General features: G+C 66.4%; 17 protein-coding genes. 6 read left to right on the forward strand and 11 right to left on the reverse strand.

Annotation, left to right across the window (positions count from 1 at the left end; genetic code table 11):
• Positions 1 to 2: 2 nt before the first annotated feature.
• The 4 genes from AC1PLS_RS19260 to speA form a co-directional block, all read right to left on the reverse strand.
• Complete coding sequence (locus AC1PLS_RS19260) at positions 3 to 1,130, reverse strand: acyltransferase family protein (RefSeq protein WP_184434772.1); 1,128 nt, start codon at positions 1,128 to 1,130, stop codon at positions 3 to 5.
• 289 nt (positions 1,131 to 1,419) lie between these two features.
• A complete protein-coding gene (locus AC1PLS_RS19265) occupies positions 1,420 to 2,757 on the reverse strand; it encodes a glycosyltransferase (RefSeq protein ID WP_184434774.1) in 1,338 nt (445 codons plus the stop codon).
• On the reverse strand, positions 2,750 to 6,733 hold the full coding sequence (locus AC1PLS_RS19270) for an amino acid adenylation domain-containing protein (RefSeq protein WP_481103989.1): 3,984 nt from the start codon (positions 6,731 to 6,733) through the stop codon (positions 2,750 to 2,752). The genes AC1PLS_RS19265 and AC1PLS_RS19270 overlap by 8 nt, the downstream gene beginning before the upstream one ends.
• A gap of 892 nt (positions 6,734 to 7,625) precedes the next feature.
• Positions 7,626 to 9,512 carry an arginine decarboxylase gene (speA, locus tag AC1PLS_RS19275; RefSeq protein ID WP_184381529.1) on the reverse strand — a complete coding sequence of 629 codons (1,887 nt, stop codon included), beginning with the start codon at positions 9,510 to 9,512 and terminating at the stop codon, positions 7,626 to 7,628.
• A gap of 234 nt (positions 9,513 to 9,746) precedes the next feature.
• Between speA and speE the strand changes: the two genes are divergently transcribed.
• Positions 9,747 to 10,604 carry a polyamine aminopropyltransferase gene (gene speE / locus AC1PLS_RS19280; RefSeq protein ID WP_024939717.1) on the forward strand — a complete coding sequence of 286 codons (858 nt, stop codon included), beginning with the start codon at positions 9,747 to 9,749 and terminating at the stop codon, positions 10,602 to 10,604.
• Positions 10,605 to 10,698: 94 nt separating this feature from the next.
• Here speE and AC1PLS_RS19285 read toward each other — a convergent pair whose 3' ends face one another.
• Together AC1PLS_RS19285 and AC1PLS_RS19290 are read right to left on the reverse strand one after the other, a co-directional pair.
• Entirely contained in the window at positions 10,699 to 11,310 is a 612-nt protein-coding gene (locus tag AC1PLS_RS19285; RefSeq protein ID WP_046344822.1) for a PH domain-containing protein, read from the reverse strand.
• A 191-nt stretch (positions 11,311 to 11,501) separates the two neighbouring features.
• On the reverse strand, positions 11,502 to 12,314 hold the full coding sequence (locus AC1PLS_RS19290; protein ID WP_167710075.1) for a hypothetical protein: 813 nt from the start codon (positions 12,312 to 12,314) through the stop codon (positions 11,502 to 11,504).
• A 560-nt stretch (positions 12,315 to 12,874) separates the two neighbouring features.
• On the opposite strand from AC1PLS_RS19290, the gene AC1PLS_RS19295 reads away from it, so the two are divergent.
• Positions 12,875 to 13,549: an RIO1 family regulatory kinase/ATPase domain-containing protein gene (locus AC1PLS_RS19295; protein ID WP_046344826.1), complete on the forward strand. Its 675-nt coding sequence runs from the start codon at positions 12,875 to 12,877 to the stop codon at positions 13,547 to 13,549.
• Between the two features lie 358 nt (positions 13,550 to 13,907).
• On the opposite strand, the gene AC1PLS_RS19300 is transcribed toward AC1PLS_RS19295, so the two are convergent.
• On the reverse strand, positions 13,908 to 15,890 hold the full coding sequence (locus AC1PLS_RS19300; protein ID WP_184381528.1) for a glycoside hydrolase family 84 protein: 1,983 nt from the start codon (positions 15,888 to 15,890) through the stop codon (positions 13,908 to 13,910).
• A 452-nt stretch (positions 15,891 to 16,342) separates the two neighbouring features.
• Positions 16,343 to 16,681: a P-II family nitrogen regulator gene (locus tag AC1PLS_RS19305; protein ID WP_016904463.1), complete on the reverse strand. Its 339-nt coding sequence runs from the start codon at positions 16,679 to 16,681 to the stop codon at positions 16,343 to 16,345.
• Between the two features lie 191 nt (positions 16,682 to 16,872).
• On the opposite strand from AC1PLS_RS19305, the gene ubiK reads away from it, so the two are divergent.
• The 3 genes from ubiK to AC1PLS_RS19320 all read left to right on the forward strand — a co-directional run bounded on the left by ubiK (position 16,873) and on the right by AC1PLS_RS19320 (position 19,478).
• Positions 16,873 to 17,151, forward strand: a complete 279-nt coding sequence (gene ubiK, locus AC1PLS_RS19310) for a ubiquinone biosynthesis accessory factor UbiK (RefSeq protein ID WP_104577275.1) — start codon at positions 16,873 to 16,875, stop codon at positions 17,149 to 17,151.
• A 15-nt stretch (positions 17,152 to 17,166) separates the two neighbouring features.
• Positions 17,167 to 18,687, forward strand: coding sequence for a YifB family Mg chelatase-like AAA ATPase (locus AC1PLS_RS19315; protein ID WP_104608731.1), 1,521 nt, complete (start codon positions 17,167 to 17,169; stop codon positions 18,685 to 18,687).
• Positions 18,688 to 18,968: 281 nt separating this feature from the next.
• A complete protein-coding gene (locus tag AC1PLS_RS19320) occupies positions 18,969 to 19,478 on the forward strand; it encodes a lipocalin family protein (RefSeq protein WP_065033484.1) in 510 nt (169 codons plus the stop codon).
• 605 nt (positions 19,479 to 20,083) lie between these two features.
• On the opposite strand, the gene AC1PLS_RS19325 is transcribed toward AC1PLS_RS19320, so the two are convergent.
• Complete coding sequence (locus AC1PLS_RS19325) at positions 20,084 to 20,260, reverse strand: hypothetical protein (RefSeq protein ID WP_180969795.1); 177 nt, start codon at positions 20,258 to 20,260, stop codon at positions 20,084 to 20,086.
• Between the two features lie 383 nt (positions 20,261 to 20,643).
• Here AC1PLS_RS19325 and AC1PLS_RS19330 point away from each other — a divergent pair, with 383 nt between their 5' ends.
• Positions 20,644 to 22,203 carry an EAL domain-containing protein gene (locus AC1PLS_RS19330; RefSeq protein WP_102582067.1) on the forward strand — a complete coding sequence of 520 codons (1,560 nt, stop codon included), beginning with the start codon at positions 20,644 to 20,646 and terminating at the stop codon, positions 22,201 to 22,203.
• A gap of 314 nt (positions 22,204 to 22,517) precedes the next feature.
• Here AC1PLS_RS19330 and AC1PLS_RS19335 read toward each other — a convergent pair whose 3' ends face one another.
• Together AC1PLS_RS19335 and AC1PLS_RS19340 are read right to left on the reverse strand one after the other, a co-directional pair.
• Positions 22,518 to 23,642 carry a fatty acid desaturase family protein gene (locus tag AC1PLS_RS19335; RefSeq protein ID WP_024939708.1) on the reverse strand — a complete coding sequence of 375 codons (1,125 nt, stop codon included), beginning with the start codon at positions 23,640 to 23,642 and terminating at the stop codon, positions 22,518 to 22,520.
• Positions 23,643 to 23,651: 9 nt separating this feature from the next.
• Positions 23,652 to 24,728, reverse strand: coding sequence for a ferredoxin reductase (locus AC1PLS_RS19340; RefSeq protein ID WP_026064359.1), 1,077 nt, complete (start codon positions 24,726 to 24,728; stop codon positions 23,652 to 23,654).
• Between the last annotated feature and the right edge of the window lie 16 nt (positions 24,729 to 24,744).

Here is a 24,744-nt window from a genome sequence, read left to right on the forward strand (position 1 = left end):
GGTCAGCCGCGATCGGCGGCAGCCAACGGCTGCGCGCCTGGCCGCAGCATCCTGTCGCGCAGTTGCAGGAACGGGCGCTCCACCGCGTAGTGCAACAGCGCGCCGCCCAGCACTGCCACCAGGCCATACACCGCAAATGCCAGCACGCCCCGCCCCTCCAGCGCCGGGCCGAACCAGCCCTGGGTGAGATGGAAGACGGCCTTGTGGGTCAGATACAGGCTGTAGGAGATGGCCGCCAGCCATGCCGCGCCCGGCACACGCAAACCGCCAAGCACACCGCTGCTGGCAGTGCCGGCGAGCACCAGCAAGGCCAGCCCCAGCGACAGCACCGGCCAGCCCACCGCATTGCCGATCAGGCCGGTGCGCTCGCGGAACAGCCACAGTGCCAGCGCCAGAATCGCCACGCCGGCACACAGGATGGCGTTGCCGTGTTGCTGCAGCCGTTGCCAGAGCGTGGGGCGAAACACCTTCAGTACCGCCAGCACGACACCGGCCAGCAGACCGTCCAGACGGTTCCAGGTCGGGTAGTAGATGTCTTCGATAAACCAGTTGCGCTGCAGACCGACGCCAGCGCTGTCCAGGGCGGTGTTGTGCCACCAGATGCCGGCACGCAGCGCGATGCCTGCAACCACGACCAGCACGCAGAGCACGCCAAAGCGTGCGGCCGAGGGCCGACGCAGCAGCAGCGTCGCCAGCAACGGAAACACCAGATAGAAATGTTCTTCCACGCACAACGACCAGGCGTGCGAGAACGCGGCGTCACGGCCGTAGTCGACGAACAGGTTCAGGGTGAAGGTGACGAACATCCACCACGGCGCCAGCCCGGGCGACTCGCGAAAATCCGGCCACGCCATGTAGATCACCAGCACCAGCAAGAACGCCGGCAGGATGCGAAACGCGCGGCGCAGATAGAACTCCCTGAAGTCCAGGCGTTGCCCGCGCGCCAGCGGCCTCAGCACCTGCGTGCCGATCAGAAAGCCGCTCAGGACGAAGAACAGGTCCACGCCCATCCAGCCGTAGCGCGACAACCACGCCCAGTCCGGCCCCAGACCGCCGACCACGAAGGAATGGAACAGCATCACCCAGACAATGGCGAAGCCACGCAGCAGATCGAGAGCGGGGTAGCGCATGCGGGCGATGCAAAGCCGAGGGAGCCCGATTGTGCCGCATCCTACCGATGCGACGATGCCGGCGCTGGCCGCATTCGCCAGCTCGGATCAGCAACGCAGACGTTGTTTCCACCTCACTCCGTCATGCAGGCATGGTCCGGCCGACCACCCATCGGCGACAGCAACACGCCAGCGCCACGCCCGTGCAGCAGCCAAGGGGCTTCGGTGAGGCCAGCCGCATTGCCGCAGCCAATCCAATGTTGACGCTGTGGCTCCCCCCACAGCGTCAACCATCACGCATCGGCCTGTGTCACGCGACGGCCTGCTGCTCGATTCGCACGGCCGGCGCCACCGACAGCGCCGGTTGCAGCAATCCCCAGGCTTCCAGCTGCTCCACCGCACGGCCGATTCCGTCCTCCTCGCGGATGCGCTGCCCCAGCGCGCGCGCCGCTGCGCGCATGCTCGGCGCGCTGGCCTGGCCGATGGCATCGGCCAGGGTCTCCGGCTGCAGCCCGACCCGTGCAAGCGCCGGCGGGGCGACGCCGCGTCGGGCCAGGCAGTGCGCCCAGAACGGCTGGTCATAGCCGAACGGCAGCACCACCGACGGAATCCCCGCAGCCAGCGCCGCACCGGTGGTGCCGGCACCACCGTGATGCACGGCCACCGACACCCGCGGAAACAACCAATCGTGCGGTGCCTGCTCCAGCTGGAAGAAGCGCTGGGCATCGTCGGATGCGTCTTCCGCGGCCGCCAGCCCGCCCCAGCCGCTGGCCAGCAGCGCGCGTTGACCGGTCAGACGCACCGCCGCCTTGACGATGGCGGTGAGCTGGGCCGCATCGCTGCTGATCATGCTGCCGAAACCGATATACAGCGGCGGCGGGCCGGCCTGCAGAAACGCCTGCAGCGCGGCCGGTGGCTGCCACTGCGGCTGCGGCAACTGCCAGAAACCGCTGACCTGGGCCCGGTCCGGCCAGTCCGGCGGGCGTGGGCACAGATGCTCGCTGTAGCCATACACCACGCGCTGGGCGCTGCGATCGGGCCCGCTCCACGGATACGCCGGCAGACCCAAGGCCGGGCGCACGATGCCGTTGAGCGCCGGGCGCATCAGCTGCCAGCCGGCAAAGCGCACCGCGTGATGCAGCGCCACGCTCACCAGCCCGGGCAGGCGCACGGTGGGCATCACCATCAACGGCACATGCCGCGAGGCGGTCAGCGGCTGCAATTGCGTGAACACCACCGGCAGGCCGTAGGCCTGGCCCAGGCTATGCGCCAGCAGGCTGGCGCTGCCGACGCCGAGAATCAGGCCGGCATCGGCACAGGCCGCGCGGCCCTGCTCGGCCCAGTCGCGCGCCCACTCCAGCAGCTGCGCGCGCAAGGTGCCCCAGATGCCGCGCCAGCCACCGCGCATCTCGGCGACATCCGGATGGCCCTGCAGCAGTTTCTGGTGGTCACCGCTGAGCGGGAAGAAGTCCAGCCCATTGGCGCGGATCAGCGCTTCGAAGTTGGCGCTGGTCAGCACCCGCACCGGGTAACCGCGCGCCTGCAAGCCACGGCCCAGCGCGATGATCGGGCGCACATCGCCATGCGTGCCCAGGGTGGCGATCAGCACCGGGCGCTGGCGTCCCGCGTTGACGGAAGACTCAGGCATATTCGGCCACCCCGTCGCTGGCGGTGGCGATGCTGCCATCGCGTTGTGCGGCTTTCGTGGTGGCCGCGTGCAGCAGTGCGCTGAGCGTGGCCGCATGCGTGGACGACAGCATCGAGTGGTGGTCGCTGTCCAGCACATGCAGCTGCAGGTTGCGCACATACGGGCGCCAGGCCTGCGGCCGGTAATCCACCCACGCCGTATCGTCGCCGCCGGAGGTCATGCGCACGCTCGCTTCGACGAACACCACATCCTGGTCCAGCGGCTTGGGACGATGACGCCGCGCCAGATGCAGGTGGTGCTGGGTCATGCCGCCCATGTCGTCCAGCAATGTGGGGCGTTGCTCGAGCAGCTGACGCACTGCGGGCAAGTCGTTCAAGCCGTAGTGATCGCACAGCAGGCTGGCCAGTTCGGCCACCGTGGTGGGCATCGGCTGGCCGGGTGCCAGATGCAGGCCCAGCGCATGCACCGATGCACGCACGTTTTCCGATTCCGGCAGCGACGCGGCCTGCTCCAGGTGCGGGTAGCTGTCGAGCATCGCCAGCAATTCGACTTCTTCGCCCAGCGCATGCAGTTCGGCGGTGATGGCATGGGCGATCAAGCCGCCCAGCGACCAGCCGATCAATCGGTACGGCCCCTGTGGCTGCACCGTGCGCAGCCGCGCCAAGTAATCGCGCGCGATCGCCTCGATGCTTTCCGGGCGATGCTGCGGGTCACTCAAGCCCGGCGACTGCAAGGCATACACCGGCCACTGCGGATCCAGCTGACCGAGCAAGGTGAGATACGACCAGCCCAGGCCGACCACCGGGTGGATGCAGAACAGCGGCGGCGTACCCGGGGTGCCCGCACGCAACGGCAACAGCACACCGAGCGGGTCGTTCGGAGTCTGCGCGTTGCGCTTGATCACCTCGGCCAGGCCGGCAATCGTCGGCGCATGGAACAGGGTGCCCAATGGCAGTTCGACACCGAACGTCTGCGGGAAGCGTGCTGCCATTTCTGCTGCGCGCAGCGAGTCGCCGCCGAGCTCGAAGAAGTTGTCTTCGACACCCACCACTTCGATGCCCAGCACGTCCTGCAGCATCGCTGCCAGCTGGTGTTCGAGCGCATCGCGCGGCGCCACATGCGCGCGCTGCGGCAGCGCACCTGGCGAGGGCAAGGCGCGGCGATCCAGCTTGCCATTGGGTGTCAGCGGCAGTGCCTGCAACGGCACCCACAAGGTGGGAATCATCGACGCCGGCAGGCGCTGCTGCAGATGTGCGCGCAACAGCTCGGGTGATGGCGTCGCGCCATGCTTGCCCACCACATACGCCAGCAACTGCAGCGCGTCGTGGTCGCCATCGCGGTGACCGACCACCACCGCCTGCGCCACCTGCGAATGCAGCAGCAAGGCGTTTTCGATTTCGGCCGGCTCCACGCGATGGCCGCGGATCTTCAGTTGCGCATCGGCGCGGCCGATGAATTCCAGCATGCCGTCGCGGCGCTGACGCACGCGGTCGCCGGTGCGGTACATGTTGCTGCCGTCGTCGGCGAACGGGTCCCGCACAAAGCGCTCGCTGGTCAGCTGGCGCTTGCCGCGATAGCCCTTGGCCACGCCCGCGCCACCGATGTACAACTCGCCGATCGCGCCGGTCGGCAGCGGTTGCCGCTGCGCATCGAGCACATAGACGCGGGTATTGAGCAGCGGCCTGCCGATCGGCGGGGCGGCAGCGTCGGTGAGCTGCAACGGCATGATGGTCGACCAGATCGTGGTTTCGGTCGGCCCATACAACTGGGTCAGGCGCCCGACCCGGCTCAGCAACTGGGTCGCCAGTTCCGGCACCAGGGCTTCGCCGCCGACCAGGGCGTGGATACGGTCCAGCGCCAGATCCTGATTGGCCAGCAGGATGCGCCACAGCGACGGGGTCGCCTGCACCATGCTGATCTGCTCCTGCGCGATCAGCCGCGACAGGCTGCGTGGATCGTGGGTGATGCCGGCCGGTGCGATGACCACGCGCGCACCCACCAGCAACGGCAGATACAGCTCCAGTCCGGCGATATCGAAGGTGATGGTGGTGACCGCCAGCACGCGGTCGCGTGGACGCAACGCAAGCTCATGCTCCATCGCATGCAGGAAATTGAACAGGTTGCGATGGCTGATTTCCACACCCTTGGGCGCGCCGGTCGAGCCGGAGGTGTACAGCACATAGGCCGTACCGTCTGGCGTGGCCAGCGGCGCGATTGCCGCCGGCAGCACCGCCGGGCGCGGATCCAGCCAGACCACGCCGCCGAGCAGATAGCGCTCGCACAACGCCGGCTCGCAGACCAGCGCGATGGCACCGGAATCGTTGAGCATCTGCCGGTTGCGTGCAGCCGGGCTTTCCGGGTCCAGCGGCAGATACGCCGCCCCGCTCCACATCACCGCCAGCAGGGCCACCAGCAATTGCTCGCTGCGCGGCAACGCGATGGCGACCACATCGCCGGGGCGGACACCATCGGCCACCCATTGCGCAGCGATGCGCGAGGCCAGTTCGCACAGCGTGGCGTAGTCCAGGGTGCGGTTGTCGTATTGCACCACCACTGCCGCCGGCATCAGCTCGGCACGCTGCAGCATGCCGTGCAGCAGCGTGGCCGGCTCCGGCAGCGCTGCGGCGGTGGCGTTCCAGGACTGCAACAGGCGGCGGCGTTCCGCATCGCCCAGCACATCGATCTGGCCCAGCGCGCATTCCGGATCGGCCAGCACCGCATCGGCCAGATGGGTCAGGCGGCGGCAGTGCTCGGCCAGCTCGTCGCTGTCGTACAGCGCCGGATTGGCATCCAGATCGAAGCGCAACGCGGCACCGTCGCCGCGCTCGTAGCAGAAGATGGTCAGATCGTCGGCCGGGCCGTTGGACAGGTTATGCGGCATCGCATAGGCCTGGCCAAAGCGCAGTGCGTAGTCAAAGGCTTCGATGTTCACTGCCAGGCGTGCGAACTTCTGATCGATCCCGAACATGCCCAGATCGCGGCGCACGTCCTCGAAGCGGTATTGCTGGTGGCGCAGCGCATGCCTGACCACCGAGGACACCTGCGCGAACAGCGCATGCACCGGCTGCTGCGGATCCATTTTCAGGCGCAGCGAAATCACATTGGCCACCAGGCCTGCGGTCTGCCGGTAGCGCGCATTGATGCGGCCGGTCACCGGCATGGCCAGCACCAGATCCTCGGCACCGGTGCAACGGTAGTAGTACGCGGCGATCAGCGAAATCAGCATCTGCGGCAGGCTGGCGCCATAGTCCTTGCCGAGCGCGCGCAGCCGCACCACCTGCTGCGGCGAGAATTGTCCGGTGCCACGCAATAACCCGGTCGATAGGTGATTGCCCGGACGCGCCAGGGTCGCCGGCGGCGGCAGATCGGCCAGCTGCTGCATCCAGTAGCTGCGGTCGCGCTGAAAACGATCGGACTCGCGATACTGCTGTTCCAGCTCGATCAGCGACAGCGCGCTGCCATATTGCGCAGGCTCCGGCTCGAGGTTTTCTGCGTAGGCGTTATACAGCACCGCCATGCGCTGCATCATGATCGAGGCGCAATAGCCATCCATTACCAGATGGCTGACGCATTGCACCCACATATGGTGGTCTTCGCCAAGGCGGAACACCGCGCAATGCCATAACGGCCCGTTCTGCAGATCTTCCGGCTTGCGGATTTCTTCGTCGACCCAATGCTCGGCGGCGTTGCGCGGGGAAGGATCTTCGCTGACGTTGAAATACGGAATCGCGGCGGTGTATTCGGGCAGGACCACCTGATGCGGCACGCCGTCGTGCTCGGCGATGCATAGCCGCAGCGTGTCGAATTCGCGCGTCAGCTGCATGCTGGCGCGGATCAGCAGCTGCGGATCCAGCGGGCCGAACATTTCCAGGGCTTCGGACAACATCAAGGTGTTGTCGGTATGCAACTTGCTGGCGACCCACAGGCCGCGTTGCGCTTTGGTCAGGGGAAACACGGGAGAGGCGTCGGTGTGCATTGCGTGCATCCTTCTTGTGTGGCGCGCAGTCGCCCGGTGCGCCATGTCCGCAATGCGGGCAGTGGAACGCCGGATCAGCACCTGGCCTTGAAACGTGGGGTAAGAGACACCGACGACCGCCAGCGCATGCCGGCGATATACGATGGAAACGCACAATGGGAACGCATCACGAAGCGGCGTGCAGCGTCGATACAACGACGTGCACTGACTTTCCTAAAACACTTGTTTCCCGACAAGTTAAACAAACACTAACAATTAGCCGCCGCGATAAACCGTGCAAAAATCACGAAATCCGCGTCACCCGCAAAAATTTTTTGCCGAAGTGTGATTTCAACTAGTGTTCTGGATGCATAGGTCTACAGATCGCGTTTTTCGCGCGCTGCACGCTACGGAACAGACCGCCATGCATCGCGCTGCAACCCGGCGAGGCGTTTTTGCCGGGAATTTTGCGTCTTTCATGTCGCATCCGGGACCGCATGCACCAAGACCACTGCATGCAGCGGCATTGATTTTATTGCGTTACAGGGACAACCATTCCACAAGACACAGCGCTTTTTTTGAATGCCGCCTGCAACCTCATGGTCACACGACGGTTATTTGATTGTCATTGCCACACCGCGGCGATTACGCATGCACAGGTGTTGCTGGTGATCGCCTGACGCTGACTTGAGCGGATGGTGTTGGTCCTCGCACGTCGTCGTCGGGGCAGGACGTCACCGGGCTCGGCCAGGGCGCGCAGAAGCCAGGGCGTCCGGCAATGGCGCCGGGTTCGGACCCGGAGCCATGCCGCATTACGGCCGCACAGCGGTGTTGCGGGCCGTCTCGTCAATGCAGTGCGCGCAAAGGTGAAACAGAATGGCGCGCCACGGCCTCGGCCGCAGCGCGCAGTGCCTCAGCCCAACGGTTCGTCGGACAGATAGGTGTAACCGGTCAACCCTGCTTCCAGCGCATCGCTCAATTCCTGTGCGCGCTCGGGCGGTAGCTGCGCGGCGGCAATGCGCTCGGCATAGGTCGCACGCAGCGTGTCCAGCTGATAGCCCACGTAGTCCAGCATCACATCGGTGGTATCGCCGCGGCGCTGCTGCGCGATGCGATAGCCATCGCCGTCCACGGCCACTTCCACCGCATCGGTATCGCCGAACAGGTTATGGATATCGCCCAGGATTTCCTGGTAGGCACCGACCAGGAAGAAGCCGATGCGATAACTCTCGCCCGGATTCAGCGTGTGCAGCGGCATCGAGCTGTCCAGGCTTTCGTTCTCGACGTAGGTCTTGACCATGCCGTCGGAGTCGCAGGTCATGTCGGCGATGATGCCGCGCCGCTGCGGCGCTTCGTTCAAGCGCTCGATCGGCACGATCGGGAACACCTGGTCGATCGCCCACACATCCGGAATCGACTCGAACACACTGAAGTTGACGAAGTACTTGTCCACCAGCCGCTCGTTGAGCTCGTCCAGCACCGGGCGATGGCTCTTCTCGTCGAAGCTCAGGCGTGCACGCACGCCATGCGCAATCGCATAGAACAGGTCGTCGATACGCGCGCGGTGGGTCAGGTCGATCTGGCCCAGTGCATACGCACTCAAGCCTTCGGCATGGAAGTGCTGCGCCTCCTGGAACAGTTCCACCGCCGGGCGCACATCGAGCTCGTCATGGATCTCGCGCAGGTGGCGGATCGCTGCCGGCTCGTCGTCGTGCGCGTCCGGCACGCGGCCTTCCGGCGCCCGCTCCACTTCGGACACGTTGGCGATCAGCACCGCGTGGTGGGCGGTCATCGCGCGGCCGCATTCGGTGACGATGCGCGGCGGGGTCAGGCCGTGCTCTTCGCAGGCGCTGGCCAGCGGCTGCACGATGTTGCTGGCGTAGGAATGCAGGCCGTAATTGATCGAGCAATAGCTGCGCGAGCGCGTGCCTTCGTAATCGATGCCCAGGCCGCCGCCGACGTCCACATGGCTGATCCTGGCGCCCAGCCGCGACAGCTCCACGAAATAGCGCGTGGCCTCGCGCATGCCGTTGGCGATGTCGCGCACATTGGAGATCTGCGAGCCCATGTGGAAATGCAGCAGCTGCAGGCTGTCGGCGTACTCGGTGTCGCGCAGGGTCTTCCACAGGTCCAGCACCTGCCGTGGCGACAGCCCGAACTTGGCCTTGTCGCCACCGCTGTTCTGCCACTTGCCCGCGCCAAGCGAGGCCAGGCGCATGCGCACGCCCAGACCCGGCTTGACGTCCAGCGCGCGCGCCTCCTCCAGCACCAGCTTCAGCTCGGAGGGCTTTTCGATGACGATGAAGGTCTGCAGGCCGAGCTTGCGGCCGATCAACGCCAGGCGGATGTATTCGCGGTCCTTGTAGCCGTTGCAGACGATCAGCCCGCCCGGACGCGACAGCGCCAGCACCGCCATCAGCTCCGGCTTGCTGCCCGCCTCCAGGCCGAAGCCGTCGCCGTGGTGGCTGGCCAGCGTGCCGGCCACGCCGCGATGCTGGTTGACCTTGATCGGGTAGACGGCCGTGTACCCGCCGGCGTAATCCCATTCGGACTGCGCCTGCGCGAACGCCGCCTGCAGCTTGCCCAGGCGCTGGCCCAGGATGTCCGGGAAACGCACCAGCAGCGGCAGCTTGGCGCCGGCTGCGCGCGCGGCGTCCACCACCTCGGGCAACGACACCGACGGACCGTCGCTGGTCGGCGTGACCACCACATGTCCGGCGTCGTTCACATCGAAATACCCGTCGGCCCAATGCGGGATCGAATAGGTCTTGCGGGCTTGGTCGAGGGACCAATCGCTCATTTCGCTGACTCGGCTGGGGCAAAAAGGGCGTGAAGTGTAACGCCTGGCACGCGCAGGGTCCGTTACAATCCGCGCCGACTTCACGCCCTGCTCCTGATTAGAGCGGGGTTGGCGGGGGTTCGGGATGGCCGCCAGCAGCTTGCCTGTGCGCGGCTGCGCCCGACCCTCATCCGGCGCTTCGCGCCACCTTCTCCCAAGTGGGAGAAGGAACAGCCCCATCTTTCAGGACCTTGCATGAGCGCCAACGACAACTGGTACATCGAACATTTCCAGCCGACCGGCTCGGCGATCGGCTTCCGCATCAGCGGCAAGCTGGACGAAGTGCAGTCCCCGTTCCAGAAGATCGAGATCTACCAGACCACCGACTGGGGCAAGCTGATGCTGATCGACGGCGCGGTGATGCTGACCAGCCGCGACAATTTCTTCTATCACGAGATGATCAGCCACCCGGCGCTGTTCACCCACGCCGCGCCCAAGCGCGTGGTGATCATCGGCGGCGGCGACTGCGGCACCCTGCGCGAGGTGCTCAAGCACCCGGGCGTGGAAAGCGCCACCCAGTGCGACATCGACGAGCAGGTCACCCGCATGTCGGAGAAGTATTTCCCCGAGCTGTGCGATTCCAACCACGATGCGCGTGCCGAGCTGCTGTTCGACGACGGCGTGGCCTACATGGCCAACTGCCCGGCCGGCAGCGTGGACATCGTGATCGTCGATTCCACCGACCCGGTCGGTCCGGCCGAGGGCCTGTTCAACAAGGCCTTCTACGAGAGCTGCTTCAAGGCATTGAAGGACGACGGCATCCTGGTGCAGCAGTCCGAATCGCCGCTGGCGCTGCTGGAGCTGATCAAGGAAATGCGCACCGAAATGGGCAAGGCCGGCTTCCAGTCGTTCAAGACCCTGCCGTTCCCGCAGCCGTGCTACCCGACCGGCTGGTGGAGCGTGACCATGGCCAGCAAGCAGGCCAACGCCGATTTCGCCTTCCGCCAGGACGCTGCGCAGGCCAAGGGCTTCGAGACGCTGTACTACACCGCGCACCTGCATACCGGCGTGCTGGTCGCACCGCCGTTCGTGGCCAAGGCACTGGGCGAGTAAGCACGGCTCACGCACCGTAGCGCGCCGCCAGCGGATGCGGGCGGCGCGCCAGTAATCACGGCCAGGCCGTAACCAGGCAACCGTGCAGAGCGCGCTACAACCGCGCCAGCACCTCGGCTTTCTTGGCGTCGAACTCTTCCTGGGTCACCAGTCCCGCATCCAGCAGTTGCTTGAGCTTGCTCAGCACCTGGATCGGATCGTCCGCGGCCGCTGCCGTGCTCTGCGGTGACGAGGACGCGCTGCCCTGCGCGGTGGGTGCGTGCACCACCACGCCACCTGCCGATGCGCGCAACTTGTCGAACTCCAGCTGCTGGCGCTTTTCGTAGGCCGATTCCTCCACCTGCTGCGCATAGGCGTAGACCCGCCGTGCCTGCTTCTTGGGCAGGCTGTCGATGGACAGGTAGCCGCCTTGCGTGGTGCGGCACATGATCGTCGCTCCCAGCATCTGCTCGCTCATGTGCACGTCGAGCACCTCGCGCCAGGGGACATCGCGAAACGTCATTCCGAACAGCGTGGGGTGCACCACGATGAATCTGCGAGTGGTCAGCACCACTGCGGCCGGCGACAGGTTCACCACCATTTTCTTCTGCACTGCGATGTACTCGACCTGCTCGTCCCGCGTCAGCAGCTCGTTCACCTTGGGCAGGATCTTGCCCACGGCCACCGGATCCTGCTCATCGGTCAGGAATTGCGTAAAGACCTCCATACCTTCCTCGTCGTGATCGCCTGCGCCGCAGCGTTGTCTTGTATGACACCACATCCAGCATGCAGGTTGCGGCATCGCACGCGCTGCAGGCCTCGGTTCATCCAAGGATTCAGCGCTCTCCACGCTCCAAACACGACAGGGCGGATGCCACCATCCGCCCTGTCGTTACGCACTTTTGATCAAGCAACCGGTCAGAAGCGAACTTCAGCGCCAACGTTCAACACTTCGGCACGATTGATGGTGATGTCTTCGTCGGAGTAGTAATAGTCGTTGGCATAAAGATAGTTGGTATAGAACACGCTCAAACTGGCGTGCCGGCCAATGTCTACGCCAAAGCCGGCACCCGCGTACGCACCTGACACGCGCTCATTCGATTCGCCGTTGGAATTGGCCGACCAATAGCCCAGGCGTACCACAGCGAAAAGTGGACTGTCACCAAAGTTGAAACGCGCAGTGCCGCCCAGACTGCCGAATTCCACGCCGGGTACGTAGGAGTCCTCGTGATCGCTGATGCGAGCCAGCTTTCCCACCGCCGCTTCGATGCCGATCAGCGTCACCGGGCCTGCCCGCCAGCGATAGCCGGCATTAAAGCCGAGCATGTCCTGATCGATGCCTTCGTATACTTTCCCCTGACCGCCCTGCACACCAAGAAAGACACCGCTCTTGAGACGTTGCTCTTCCTCGCGTGGCGTCGCCGACCGATACGCGAGAGCCGGCGACGGCGCCACGGCCGTGGATGGAGCAGAAGCGATGGTGGTGGCTTCGGCAGGTCCAGCTGTGTAACTACCATTGGCTGCGGCTGACTGCAGCGCGTCGTCGTTCGTTTTTGCAGTGCTCGATGCCGCTGGCGTCGCCAGCTGCGCTGCGCCGCTCTGTGCAGCGGCCTGTTGCTGCTTTTGCTGTTGCCGATAGGTATCCCAGCCACGCGACAACGACTGTGCGGCCGCGTCGGAAACGCAGCCCAGCGCCGTGCAGGCCAACAGCCATGTTGCGGTCCTTTTCATTGCATTCCCCAATGAGTCGTCCTCCATCGTCCCCGCATCCATGCGCACGCAGGCATGACCTGGCGGCGTCCGGAAGTGGCGCAGTTGCTGTCCCATTCGGGGGCTTTCCCAGCATCACCGGATCGTGCGCGTACTCGGCTTCAGGCATCGTCCGCGTGGACGTGCCGGTACTGACGTGTGATGCAGCCCCCTGACCGCAGCCGGCACAGTGAATCGAGTCTCAGAAGCTGTCAAGAAGGGCTGTGATCGCTGACCGGTGCGCGCAGTGCTCAGCCGGCCGCCCCGAGAAGCGCTCCTGCCAACGGGTACGGCGTGCGCTGCGCTCCACGCACGCTCGCTGCAGGCAGCGCGTCGTATGGACATATCGACAAGATTGACTGCAGCTGACGCGGCAACCTATTGATTCTTCGAACCGTTCCACTCCCGGAACATTTCATTTGTTAAACAAATGTAATTTCAATACTCGCAAGTTCTAAAATTCACCGGACCGATCCCCCGCGATCATCGTGAACCTGCCAGACGCGTGATTCCTCCGCGCCGCCAAGGTCCGGAGACTTGCCATGCATTACCAGCCGCTGGACACCTCCAGCCTGCAAATCGTCACGCCCGTGCTGCTCAAGCAGGGCACCCGGCTGCTCGAGCCCAACGTCTATCGCACGCATCTGGATGGGCAGCTGGCGGTGGTCAAGGACTACAGCCGCTACCGCCGTACGCTGCTGGCGCCGATCGCGCGGCTGATGGTGCGGCACGAGGCCAAGATGCTGGCCCGCCTGCACGGCTGGCGGCACGCGCCGGCCCTGCTCGGCACGCTGGGCGGGCTGGCGTTGGGCATGGAGTTCATCCCCGGCGACACCCTCAGCGCCAGTGCGGTGGTCGGCCAGGAAGTGTTCCAACAATTGCAGCAGGCGCTGCGCCGCCTGCACGCCGTCGGCATCACCCACAATGATCTGCACGGCACCAATGTGGTGATCAGTGCCGGCGTGCCGGTGCTGATCGATTTCACCTCGGCCTGGCGCTTCCCGCGCTGGTTGCGGCGCGGCACGCTGGCGCGGCAACTGCAGCGCAGCGACCTGGCCAATTTCCAGAAGATGCGCCAGCGCCTGGCCGGGATCGCGCCGACCGCCGACGAGGCCGCACGCAGCGCCGAGCCGCGCTGGGTACGCACCATCCGCGGCAGCTGGAAGCGGCTGTATCGGCACCTGAAGCGCGATGCGCAGCCAACCAGTGCCGACTGAAACCCGCTGACCGGCAGGCCACGGCCACCCGCCGCCAATGCAGCGCGCGCCGGGCGCGATGCCTGGCCGGTGACGTGCAACAGCGCCCTGCATTCAGCACCGGCGTTAGCACCTGCGCAACAACGCATATCGATCTGCGTCCCGCGTGCTGATCCGGCGACGCGGGCCACTCCCACCGGGCTGCAAGCCTGGCCATCCCGATGCCACGCCAACAGTGCGCCGATCTTCCTGGCGAGCAAGCGCCAGGTGATGCGCAACGGCGCGGGGAAACCACAGTGGACAGGGGGACGCGCCGATGCCGTGCACCGGCGGCGCCCTCCAGGCGGCTAGCCGGTCGTCCGGTCGCCGCCCCGGCTCCTCACTGCGCGCCGGCCGCTTTGGCTGTCGACGGCGCGCGGTAGGCGATCAACTGCGGTGCGTCGGCGACGAAGCGGTCCAGCACGCCATCGGCGATCTTGACCGGACCACCGAAGCGCGTGGCGCCGGGGATCGAGGGGATCGCCGCGGCTTCGGCGGCGATCCGCTTGGCATCGGCAAACGCAACTGCTGCCTGCGCGTCACCGCGATTGGCGGCATCCAGCCCGGCTGCGGTCTGCTGCAGCGCGCGGCCCCAGCCTTCCATCGCCTCCAGCCAGGGGCGCGATTGTTCCGCAAAGCCCTTGTCGGCCACGCCTGCACGAATGGTCTGCGGCGCGGCCGCGAACGCGTCGGCCGTACGCGCCAGCTCGGCGATGGCCTGGCTGCGCGCTGCCGCATCGCCGAGCGCAATCGCCTCGTGCACCTGGTCGAGCACCGCCTTCAGGCGCGGCGCCTGTTCCTGCCACGGCTGGCTGCCGAAGGTCGGCGCCAGATGCTGGGTATCGAAGAAGGTCAGCAGCGCGGCGGTCACCTGCGCGTCGCCACCGGCCAGGTCGCGTGCGGCCGCATGCCAGGTGCGCTGGGCGTCGTAGCCAGTGTCGTTCCAGGCGAAGGCGGTCAGCCCCATCACCGCCACCCGGCTGGGCACTTCCTGATTCATCGGGTTGGAGACGATGCCGGACAACTCCGCCGACAGGCCGGCCTCGCGCCGCGCATACGGCGCCATCAGCAGGCGCCCGGCCGAGGTTTCGAAATCGTTGACCGGGTAGTTGTCCCACAGCAGCGTCTTGCGGCCGAACGCCTTGGTGGCCGCGCGTGCATCGGGAATGGAAATGGCCGGCGGCACCACGTCGGTGCCGGTCCACTGCACCACGATCTTCGGGTCCAGATGCTTGCGCAGCGCTTCCTTGTACGGGCTTTCCTTGGCGTCGTAATACTCGGTCGGCACCATGATCAGCTCCGAGGCTGCATCGTGGCGGGCGACCAGATCGGCCTGCACCAGGTTGAGCAGATGCGACTGCGCGATACCGGCCGCCTGCGCGCCGGACGCGCCGAAGGTGGTCTTGTCGCGCTCGCAGTTCCACTTGGTGTATTCGATATCGTCCAGCGCCACGTAGAAGCTGCGGACGCCCAGCGCACGGAAGGCATCGAACTTGCGCAGCAGCGCCTTGGCATCGGCCGGATCGGAGAAGCACACCGACGGCCCCGGCGAGATCGCATAGACGAAGTCGACATGGTTGCGCCTGGCGGTGGCCGCCAGCTTGCCCAGCGCCTTCAGCGTCGCGGCCGGATATGCCTCGCGCCAGCGATCGCGCGCGTACGGGTCGTCCTTGGGGCTGTAGATGAAGGTATTGGCCTTGCTGCGGGCGAGAAACGCGATGTGCTTGCTGCGGTCGGCCATCGACCATGGCGCGCCGTAGAAACCTTCGATGGTGCCGCGGATCGGCATCGCCGGATGATCCTGGATCGCCAGGGTCGGAATGGCCGGGCGCTCGACCAGCTGGCGCAGCGTCTGCGCCGCATGGAACAGCCCGTCGTTGTCATGACCGGCCAGCGTGATCAGGCTGCCGGTGCCGAGCGCCACGCTGGCGAGCGTATAGCCCTCCTTGTGGGTGTCCTGTACCGCCTTGCTGCGGGTCAGCGCATCGCGCACCACTGCCGCCTCGCCAGTGCCGAGCACGATGTGCGGGCGGTCGAGCGTGGCCGGCAGACGCGCCGCGGTGGCGATCTTGGTGACGCCGGCCGTACCGAGGATGCGGCGTACCAGCGCGACCGATTCCGGATCCGCACCCGGCGCCGCCACCAGCACCACTGACTGACCCAGCGTGACGGTGCCGCCCTGCAGCGTGATCGAAACCGGCGTGGGGAAGATCGCCGGCTGGGTGACTGGCTGTGCCAGCGCGGGGACGGTTGCCGCTGCCAGGCCCGCTGCCAGCCAGAGCGAGAGCGGGCGCAAGCCCGACTTCCTATCGCGTCGCTTCATCCCCGAACTCCGGTATTGAAATGGTATTAGGCCCTAGAGTAGGCAAGTCGTCGCGTGGCGACAAGCGGGCCCGGCCTCACGACATTTCCTCAGAGCAGAACGGCAGGCTGCGTGACGGCACAACGCTGAGGCCGCTGCTGGCCTCAGGCGCCGGATTTGATCTGCGGTATTGAAATGGTATGAGCACACGCGTGGGCGTGGTACCGCTCGGGTCATGTCGCGGGCCAACCGCCCCGGATGAGGTTGCGCACGGGGCACCGTCTCGCAGACGCGTCGGCCGTCGATGCCAGGTGCCGCCTACCCACGGCGAACGGTGACCCACGACGCAGTGGTGGACGCCGTGGCGCTGTGTCGCGGCAATCGGGCGATGACGGGTGCGGTATCTCAGCAATCGGCCAATCGCCTGAGTACCAACGGCGCAGCAGCGGCCAAAGGCGCTGCCCGCTGACGCCTTACAGCGCGTCGCTGTCCAGCTCGCCGGTGCGGATGCGCACCACGCTGCCCAGGTCGTAGACGAACACCTTGCCGTCGCCGATCTTGCCGGTCCCGGCCGCGGTCACAATGGCTTCGACCACGCGCTCGGCCTGGTCGTCGGTCACCGCCACTTCGATCTTCACCTTGGGCAGGAAATCGACCACGTATTCGGCACCGCGATACAGCTCGGTGTGCCCCTTCTGGCGCCCGAAGCCCTTGACCTCGGTGACCGTGATGCCTGCCACCCCGCAGCCGGCGAGCGCTTCGCGCACATCGTCGAGCTTGAACGGTTTGACGATGGCCATGATCATTTTCATCGGTGCGGATCCAGCGGCATGACAGGGCGCGCAGCATACCGTGGACGGCCGTAACACTCACCCGGCAGCGTGCGCCCGTCACCGCGGCCGACAGTCGAATGGGACTATCCTTACCGCCTGCCGACTGCCTTGCCGATGTCCCGCGTGTCCCGGCCTGCACTAGGCTTCCTACGGACCTGCGGAGAACACCCATGATCGATTTCAACCAGCTCGACGACCTCGCCCGCCGCCTCAGCGACCTGGTGCCGCCGGGCCTGCGCCAATCGCGCGAAGAACTGCAGAGCACCTTCAAGGGCGCGCTGCAGGCCGGCCTGGGCAAGCTGGACCTGGTCACCCGCGAAGAGTTCGACGTGCAGCGCGCGGTGCTGCTGCGCACGCGCGAAAAACTCGAGGCGCTGGAGCAAGCCGTGGCCGCGCTGGAAGCCCGTGCGCCCGCGACGCCGCCCGCAGCGCCACCTGCCGCTCCCTGACCAGGACCCTCCACCATGAGTCTGGCGCTGGTGCACAGCCGTGCCCGCGTGGGGGTGCATGCACCTGAGGTCCGGGTGGAGGTGCATCTCTCCGGCGGGCTTCCCTCCACCCAGATCGTGGGCCTGCCCGAGGCTGCGGTACGCGAATCGCGCGAACGCGTGCGTGCGGCGCTGCTGTGCGCACAATTCGAATTTCCCGCCCGGCGCATCACCATCAACCTGGCCCCGGCCGACTTGCCGAAGGAAGGCGGCCGCTTCGACCTGCCGATCGCCCTCGGCATCCTGGCCGCCAGCGGGCAGATCGATCGCCAGACCCTGGCCGACTACGAGTTTCTCGGCGAGCTGGCGCTGACCGGCGAATTGCGCGGCGTCGATGGCGTGCTGCCGGCCGCCCTGGCTGCCGCGCAGGCCGGGCGACGGCTGATCGTGCCGCTGACCAACGGCGCCGAAGCGGCTGTCGCCGGGCACGTCGAGGCCTTCACCGCGCGTACGCTGCTGGAAGTCTGCGCCGCACTCAACGGCAGCCAACGGGCGCCCGCTGCCGAGGTAGCGATTCCGGCGCTCGGCGCGCGCGCGCTGCCCGACATGGCCGATGTGCGCGGCCAGCCGCACGCGCGTCGCGCGCTGGAGATCGCCGCTGCCGGTGGTCACCATTTATTGCTGGTCGGCAGCCCTGGCTGCGGCAAGACCCTGCTCGCCTCGCGCCTGCCCGGCCTGTTGCCGGAATCCAGCGAGGCCGAGGCACTGGAAACCGCTGCCATTACCTCGGTCAGCGGCCGCGGGCTGGATCTTGCGCGCTGGCGGCAGCGGCCCTACCGGGCTCCGCACCATACCGCCAGCGCGGTCGCATTGGTCGGAGGCGGCACGCATCCGCGCCCGGGCGAGATCTCGCTGGCCCACAACGGCGTGCTGTTTCTGGACGAATTGCCCGAATGGCAACGGCAGACGCTGGAAGTGTTGCGCGAGCCCCTGGAATCCGGCCTGGTGACGATCTCGCGCGCCGCGCGCAGCGTGGATTTCCCGGCACGCTTCCAGCTGGTTGCTGCCATGAACCCATGCCCGTGCGGATGGGCCGGCGATGGCAGCGGGCGCTGCCGCTGCAGCAGCGACAGCATCCGCCGCTATCGCAGCCGCATCTCCGGCCCGTTGCTGGACCGGATCGACCTGCATGTCGAAGTGCCGCGACTGCCCCCGCAGGCCTTGCGCAGCGGCGATCCCGGCGAAGACAGCGCCAGCATGCGTGCCCGCGTGGTCGCCGCACGCCAACGGCAACTCGCGCGTGCCGGCGCACCCAACGCTCACCTGGATCAGGCACAGACCGATGACCACTGCCGCCTGGAAGGCGACGATCAGGTGCTGCTGGAACGCGCCATCGAACACCTGCAGCTCTCCGCACGCTCGATGCATCGCATCCTGCGCGTGGCCCGCACCATTGCCGATCTCGACGACAGTGCGGCCATTGCCACCCGGCATCTGACCGAGGCCATTGGTTACCGCAAACTGGATCGCGCCATCGGCACGGCGAGCGCGGCGTAGCAGCGCCGATCCAAACGCCTCAACGTGGTGGCAGTGGTCCACCGTACGACGATGCCGCGCAGTTTCGTTAGGATGCTAAGGAATTCCAGACGGCAATGCGATCGATCGCTGTCTCCATCGAAGGGTTATCTGCTGCCGGTTCGTCGGCAGGGCGCGTACGCGTGCTTCCATCCGGCGGCACAGCATCCGCCGATACGTCCACACGCTCTCTCCAGCGTCGCAACATCCATTTCATGGCGATGCACGTACAACGTCCGCCTTCCCATTGCGCAGAGGCCGTCATGAGCCGACTTCCCGACCTAGTAACCGTCCCGTCCCTGGATCTGAATCGTTATCTGGGCACCTGGTACGAAATCGCACGGCTGCCGATTCGCTTCGAGGATGCCGATTGCACCGATGTGTCGGCGCACTATTCGTTGCAGGACGATGGCACGGTGCGGGTGCAGAACCGCTGCCTGACCGCCGAGGGCGAGCTGGAAGAAGCGATCGGGCAGGCGCGCGCCATCGACGACAGCAATGCACGACTGGAGGTCACCTTCCTGCCCGAAGGCCTGCGCTGGATTCCGTTCACCAAAGGCGATTACTGGGTGATGCGCATCGATGCGGACTACACCGCCGCGCTGGTCGGCGGACCCGACCGCAAGTACCTGTGGCTGCTGGCAAGGCTGCCGCAACTGGACGAAAACACCACCCAGGCCTATCTGGCGCATGCGCGCGAGCAGGGCTTCGATCTGGCCCCGCTGATCCACACCCCGCACACCGGGCGACTGACCGAGCAGCCACTTCCCTGACAGCGACGCCAAGCCGACAAAGCAGCCTTCAACGTTTCTCGCTTGGGCACGCTTCCTCGGCCAGCGAATGGCTTGTGTCTTTGGGGATCGGGGTTGCGGATAGCTCGACCGTAAAGCCAGACCGACTCTAGAGCGGCTGAATCTGCAACTTGGCTGCAGGGCCCTTTGCCCGCCCACCATCGCGGGACACGCTGCAAGTACATGCCTGTAGGCTCTTAGGCGGCATCCATGCCGCGTAAGGTCCCGCGACGGTAGGCAGCGAAGGACCAGTCGAGATGGTCGGTGTGCATGGGGCAAGCAGGGCAAGACATGGTTGGTCGGATCACTGCATGCCCCCGGCTTCCCATCCCAAGCCGCGCAGCACACAGGTGTTCAACACGCAACCGACAAACGTCTCGTCTGCCCGCCGCAAGCTCAGGAACACGCTTTCGAGAAAGCGGCCGACCAACTTGCCAGTGTGGGACCCTTGGCGGCATCAATGCCGCCAGGGAGCCTGCACAGACGGATGCACGGCGTGTCCTGCGAGCGCTGAGGGCGCCGCGCCCTCGACCTACCCCCCTCGCCTATCTGATATTGGACGACTGGCGACCGGACTGCAGCCCGACTCAACCGTCGAGCGCACCCAGATCCTTGGCCGCAGCCTGCGCGCCTTCCAGGCTGTCGAAGGCGACGCCGGTGTCGCCGACCACGTACTTGGTCAGCTCGCCATCGCGGGTGGTTTCCTGCATCTTGAAGATCGGCACCGTATCGGTGCCGCCGACGCGTTCTTTCTGCGTTGTCATGGTGATTCCTCCAGGGAGAGTGCCTTGCACGGGGCCGGGTGGCGCCGTGGCTCCCGCTTGGGAGCACAGACACTTCGACCCTAGCGCGCCGCCTGGTGCAGGCGCGTGAATCCGTTGACGAGGCCGATTGCCACACTTGCCGGCATCGTCGTTTGCAGAAAATCACGTCTGCTTCGCTCCGCGGACGCGCGCAACCCGCGCGTCTGTCGTACATTCGCGACGTGCAGCCTCATCAGTCCACCGTCACTGTCTCCAGCGTCCTCGCGCGGCACGTCCGCGTGCGGCACCGGCATGCTGCGCCAGTGGCGGGGCGATACGCGTCAGCGTCGCTCTGCACGGGCTGTCGTGCGTGAGCACCCCTCCACGCAGATGTGGGTGGTGAGGTGAAGCGTCAACGCATCATCAGTCTGACCGTGCTGCTGGTATTGCTGGGCGCAATGCTTCCGATCAGCCTGTCCTACTATCTGGCATGGCGGCTGGCGCTGGACCGCGAGGAGAGCAAACTCGCGCAGCTCGCGGCGCTGTCGATCCGACGCACCGACACTGCCTTCGACGAGGCCCATGGCGCGCTCCTGAGTATGGGCGCATCGCAGCTGCCGCCCTGCTCGCAGTCGCATCTGGCGCAGATGCGCGCACTGGTGCTGGCCAGTCACTACATCGTCGAACTCGGCTACATGCAGCAGGGCCGGTTGCGCTGTACCTCATGGGGGCCATCGCCGCAGGCGGTTGCGCACACCGCTGCCGACTTCGTGGTCAAGCGTGGCATTGCGGTCACCACGCGGCTGCGTCCGCTGGCCAATCCGCAACACCCGCTGATGGCCCTGCAACTGCGCGACTACAACGTCCTGATCAATCCGACCACGCTGACCGACATCAATCTGCCGCCCGGCCTGCAGTTGGCGATCGGCACGCCGGACGGACAGATACTGAGCAGTACAGGCACTGCCGCCGAGCGGCTGCTGATCGCAGCGCCGACCGACGCCTCCGGCACCGGCGCAGATGCCCAGGTGTTGTCCGGCCGCGACCGTCGCGGCGACTGGGCCGCGGTCGTCACCGAGCCGGCGGCCTATCTGCGCGGGCCGCTGGCGGCCGCGCGGCTGCAGGTGGTACCGGTCGGCATTGCGCTGGCGCTGCTGTTGGTCAGCCTGGTGATCTGGGTGTCGCGGCGGCGGTTGTCGCCGCTGGCACGGCTGGAAATCGCCGTCCAGCGCAACGAGTTCGTCGTGCATTACCAGCCGATCATCGCGCTCGACACCGGCGCCTGCGTCGGTGCCGAGGCGCTGGTACGCTGGCAGCAACCCGATGGCGTGCTGATCCCGCCCGATGCCTTTATCCCGCTGGCCGAAGAAAGCGGCTTGATCCTGCCGATCACCGACCTGGTGGTGGCCGAAGTCATCCGCGACCTCGGCCCCACCCTGGCGGCTGACCCCTCCCTGCACGTGGCCATCAATGTCTCTGCCGAGGACATCAAGAGCGGCCGTGTGCAGACCGTGCTTGCCCAGGCGCTGCACGGCACTAGTGTGGACAGCGGGCAGTTGTGGGTGGAGGCGACCGAACGCAGCCTGATGGACATCGAAGCGGCACGCACCACCATCACCCATTTGCGCGGTGCCGGCCACACGGTGTCGATCGACGACTTCGGCACCGGGTACTCGAGCCTGCAGTACCTGCAGGGATTGCCGCTGGATGCGCTGAAGATCGACAAGTCGTTCGTGGATACCATCGGCACCCATTCGGCCACCAGCGCGGTGACCTCGCACATCATCGACATGGCCAAGACGCTGCAGTTACGCACCATTGCCGAAGGCGTGGAACGGCAGGAGCAGCTGGACTATCTGCGCGCGCACGGCGTGGATCTGGCGCAGGGCTGGCTGTTCTCGCGCGCGCTGCCGGCTACCGGCTTCATCGCCTACCACGCACTGATGCGCGGCGCTGCGCACTGACCGGCGCCGGGACGGCGCCCTGCACTGACCTGGACCGTCAGGACGCGTAGTCGACCAACGGCCACGGCGATCCAGGCACCTAGATAAACGTTGTGCGCGCACGGCATGCTCGAATCGCAGCACAGGTACTGATCTCGCCCGCACGCAAGCTCAAATTGCCCGAACGCGTGCTGCCCGAGCTGGCGCTACCGCTTTGCGTTCACCCCTGCCGCAAGCACCGATGCCGAGCACCCGGCAAGGTGCAATCTCGTGTGGCGATCCTACTGGGACTGACTGCACCAAAAAAAAAAGGCCGCCAATGGCGGCCCTTTCGATCAGGCGCTTTGCAAGGCGCCTTCGCGTTGGCGGCGTACCGGCTTGGGCCGGCTCGGGAACGCATGCCGCACGATCCGCCACATCACCTGGCCGAACTGACGCGGCAGCGAGCCGGTGTTGTAGTGCTGGCCGTAACGCGCACAGACCTGCTTCACCTCGACCGCAATCTGCGCGTAGCGATTGGCCGGCAGGTCCGGATAGAAGTGATGCTCGATCTGGTGGCTCAGATTGCCCGACAGCACGTTCATCAGCTTGCCACCGGTGAGGTTCGAGGAACCCCGCAGCTGACGCAGATACCAATGGCCGCGCGACTCGTTGCGGATCGACTCCTTCGGGAACACTTCCGCATCGGCGGTGAAGTGGCCGCAGAAGATGATCACGAAGGTCCAGATGCTGCGCAGCACGTTGGCGGCCAGGTTACCCAGCAGCACGGTCAGGAAGAACGGGCCGGCCAGCAGCGGGAACACGATGTAGTCCTTGAGCATCTGGCGGCCCATCTTGCGGCCGACCGGCAGGAACGAGGCGCGCAATTCGGCCGCCTTCATCTTGCCGGCGAACCAGCGGCCCAGGCGCAGGTCCTGGATGGCCACGCCCCATTCGAACAGCAGCGCAAAGAACACCGCCACGAACGGCTGCAGCAGGTAGAACGGGCGCCAGCGCTGCTCGGGGAAGATGCGCAGCAGGCCGTAGCCGATGTCGTCGTCCATGCCGCGCACATTGGTGTAGGTGTGGTGCTTGAAGTTGTGCGTCTTGCGCCAGTTGTCGCCGGTGGCAACGATGTCCCACTCGTAGGTGTTGCCGTTGAGCTGCGGATCGCCCATCCAGTCGTACTGGCCGTGCATGACGTTGTGGCCCAGCTCCATGTTCTCCAGGATCTTGGACAGGGTCAGCAGCACCACGCCGGCGATCCAGGCCGGGATCAGCACGCTGTGCACGAACGCGCCCAGGAACAGCAGCGCGCGACCGGCCACGCCGGTCCAGCGCACCGCCGCCACAATGCGGCGGATGTAACGCGCATCGGCGGCGCCGACCTGGCTCTGCACGCGGGCGCGAATGGCATCGAGCTCGTCGCCGAAGGACTGCAGTTCGGCAGCGGACAGGGCGCGGTTATGGACTCGGCTCATGAAGATTCCTTACAGATCCAGGATCAGGTCAGTGCTCGGGGCACTGATGCACAGGCGGACCTGTGCGGTGGGTTCATTGCTGCGCTCACCGGTCAACAGGTGGCGCGTGGTGCCGGACTGGCGCGCGCAGGCGCAGCTGTTGCAGATGCCCATGCGGCAGCCGTATTTCGGGCGCAGGCCTTGCGCTTCCAGCCCTTCCAGCAGCGACTGGCCGCGCGGCAGGCTGAGCGTACGGCCACTGCGTGACAGCTGGACCTGCACATCACCGGTTTCGCCGTCTTCCAGCGTCGGCACGCTGAAGGCTTCGGCCTGGAACGCGGCCACGCGGCCCTGCAGGCGCGCACGCGCCGCCTGTACGAAACCGCCTGGCCCGCAGACCATGACGTGACGGCTGGAGAGATCGGCAATCTGCTCCAACGGATAGGTATCGATGCGCGCCGCCGGCGTGGCGCCTTCGCGGGTGGTCAGCAGCCGCACGCGCAAGCGCGGATGGGCGGCGGCCATCGCCTCGAATTCGTCGACGAAGCAGGCTTCGTCGCGCTGGCGCACCCAGTACAGCAGGTCCACGTCCATCGGCATGCCGGCCTGCGCGGCGGCCTGCAGCAGCGCGCGCATCGGGGTGATGCCCGAGCCGGCAGCCAGCAGCAACAGCGGCGTCGGGGTGGTCGGCAGCAGCATGTCGCCGAAGGCCGGATCCAGCGACACCACCGTCCCGATCGGCGCAGCGCCGGCCAGGTAGCGGCTGACCAGCCCGCCCTCGATCGCCTTGACGGTGATCGCCAGGCGGCCATCGGCCAGCACGGTCGGGCTATAGCTGCGCAGCAGGCGGCGGCCGTCGATCTCCACGCCCAGGCTCACGTGCTGGCCGGCCTGCAGGCCCTGCCAGTGGCCATTGGGCCGCAGCACCAGGGTCACCGCGTCGCGGCTGGCCGCCGTGCGCGCGACCAGGCGGGCCATCGGCCGTTCCAGCGTCCACAGCGGATTGAGCCGGGTCGCCCAGAAGTCGAACAGCTGCGGCGACACCAGCCGGCGCGCCAGACGCGTCGGCAATGGGGACTTGGACTTGGGAGGAGATGCCAGGTTCATGGATTGCACTATACGC

This window comes from Xanthomonas sp. NCPPB 3218 (assembly GCF_056725185.1).

Bases quoted from the DNA above. Each gene is read 5' to 3' on its own strand.
- AC1PLS_RS19260 (WP_184434772.1), bottom strand. From the start codon at position 1,130: ATGCGCTACCCCGCTCTCGATCTGCTGCGTGGCTTCGCCATTGTCTGG.
- AC1PLS_RS19265 (WP_184434774.1), bottom strand. From the start codon at position 2,757: ATGCCTGAGTCTTCCGTCAACGCGGGACGCCAGCGCCCGGTGCTGATC.
- AC1PLS_RS19270 (WP_481103989.1), bottom strand. From the start codon at position 6,733: ATGCACACCGACGCCTCTCCCGTGTTTCCCCTGACCAAAGCGCAACGC.
- speA (WP_184381529.1), bottom strand. From the start codon at position 9,512: ATGAGCGATTGGTCCCTCGACCAAGCCCGCAAGACCTATTCGATCCCG.
- speE (WP_024939717.1), top strand. From the start codon at position 9,747: ATGAGCGCCAACGACAACTGGTACATCGAACATTTCCAGCCGACCGGC.
- AC1PLS_RS19285 (WP_046344822.1), bottom strand. From the start codon at position 11,310: ATGGAGGTCTTTACGCAATTCCTGACCGATGAGCAGGATCCGGTGGCC.
- AC1PLS_RS19290 (WP_167710075.1), bottom strand. From the start codon at position 12,314: ATGAAAAGGACCGCAACATGGCTGTTGGCCTGCACGGCGCTGGGCTGC.
- AC1PLS_RS19295 (WP_046344826.1), top strand. From the start codon at position 12,875: ATGCATTACCAGCCGCTGGACACCTCCAGCCTGCAAATCGTCACGCCC.
- AC1PLS_RS19300 (WP_184381528.1), bottom strand. From the start codon at position 15,890: ATGAAGCGACGCGATAGGAAGTCGGGCTTGCGCCCGCTCTCGCTCTGG.
- AC1PLS_RS19305 (WP_016904463.1), bottom strand. From the start codon at position 16,681: ATGAAAATGATCATGGCCATCGTCAAACCGTTCAAGCTCGACGATGTG.
- ubiK (WP_104577275.1), top strand. From the start codon at position 16,873: ATGATCGATTTCAACCAGCTCGACGACCTCGCCCGCCGCCTCAGCGAC.
- AC1PLS_RS19315 (WP_104608731.1), top strand. From the start codon at position 17,167: ATGAGTCTGGCGCTGGTGCACAGCCGTGCCCGCGTGGGGGTGCATGCA.
- AC1PLS_RS19320 (WP_065033484.1), top strand. From the start codon at position 18,969: ATGAGCCGACTTCCCGACCTAGTAACCGTCCCGTCCCTGGATCTGAAT.
- AC1PLS_RS19325 (WP_180969795.1), bottom strand. From the start codon at position 20,260: ATGACAACGCAGAAAGAACGCGTCGGCGGCACCGATACGGTGCCGATC.
- AC1PLS_RS19335 (WP_024939708.1), bottom strand. From the start codon at position 23,642: ATGAGCCGAGTCCATAACCGCGCCCTGTCCGCTGCCGAACTGCAGTCC.
- AC1PLS_RS19340 (WP_026064359.1), bottom strand. From the start codon at position 24,728: ATGAACCTGGCATCTCCTCCCAAGTCCAAGTCCCCATTGCCGACGCGT.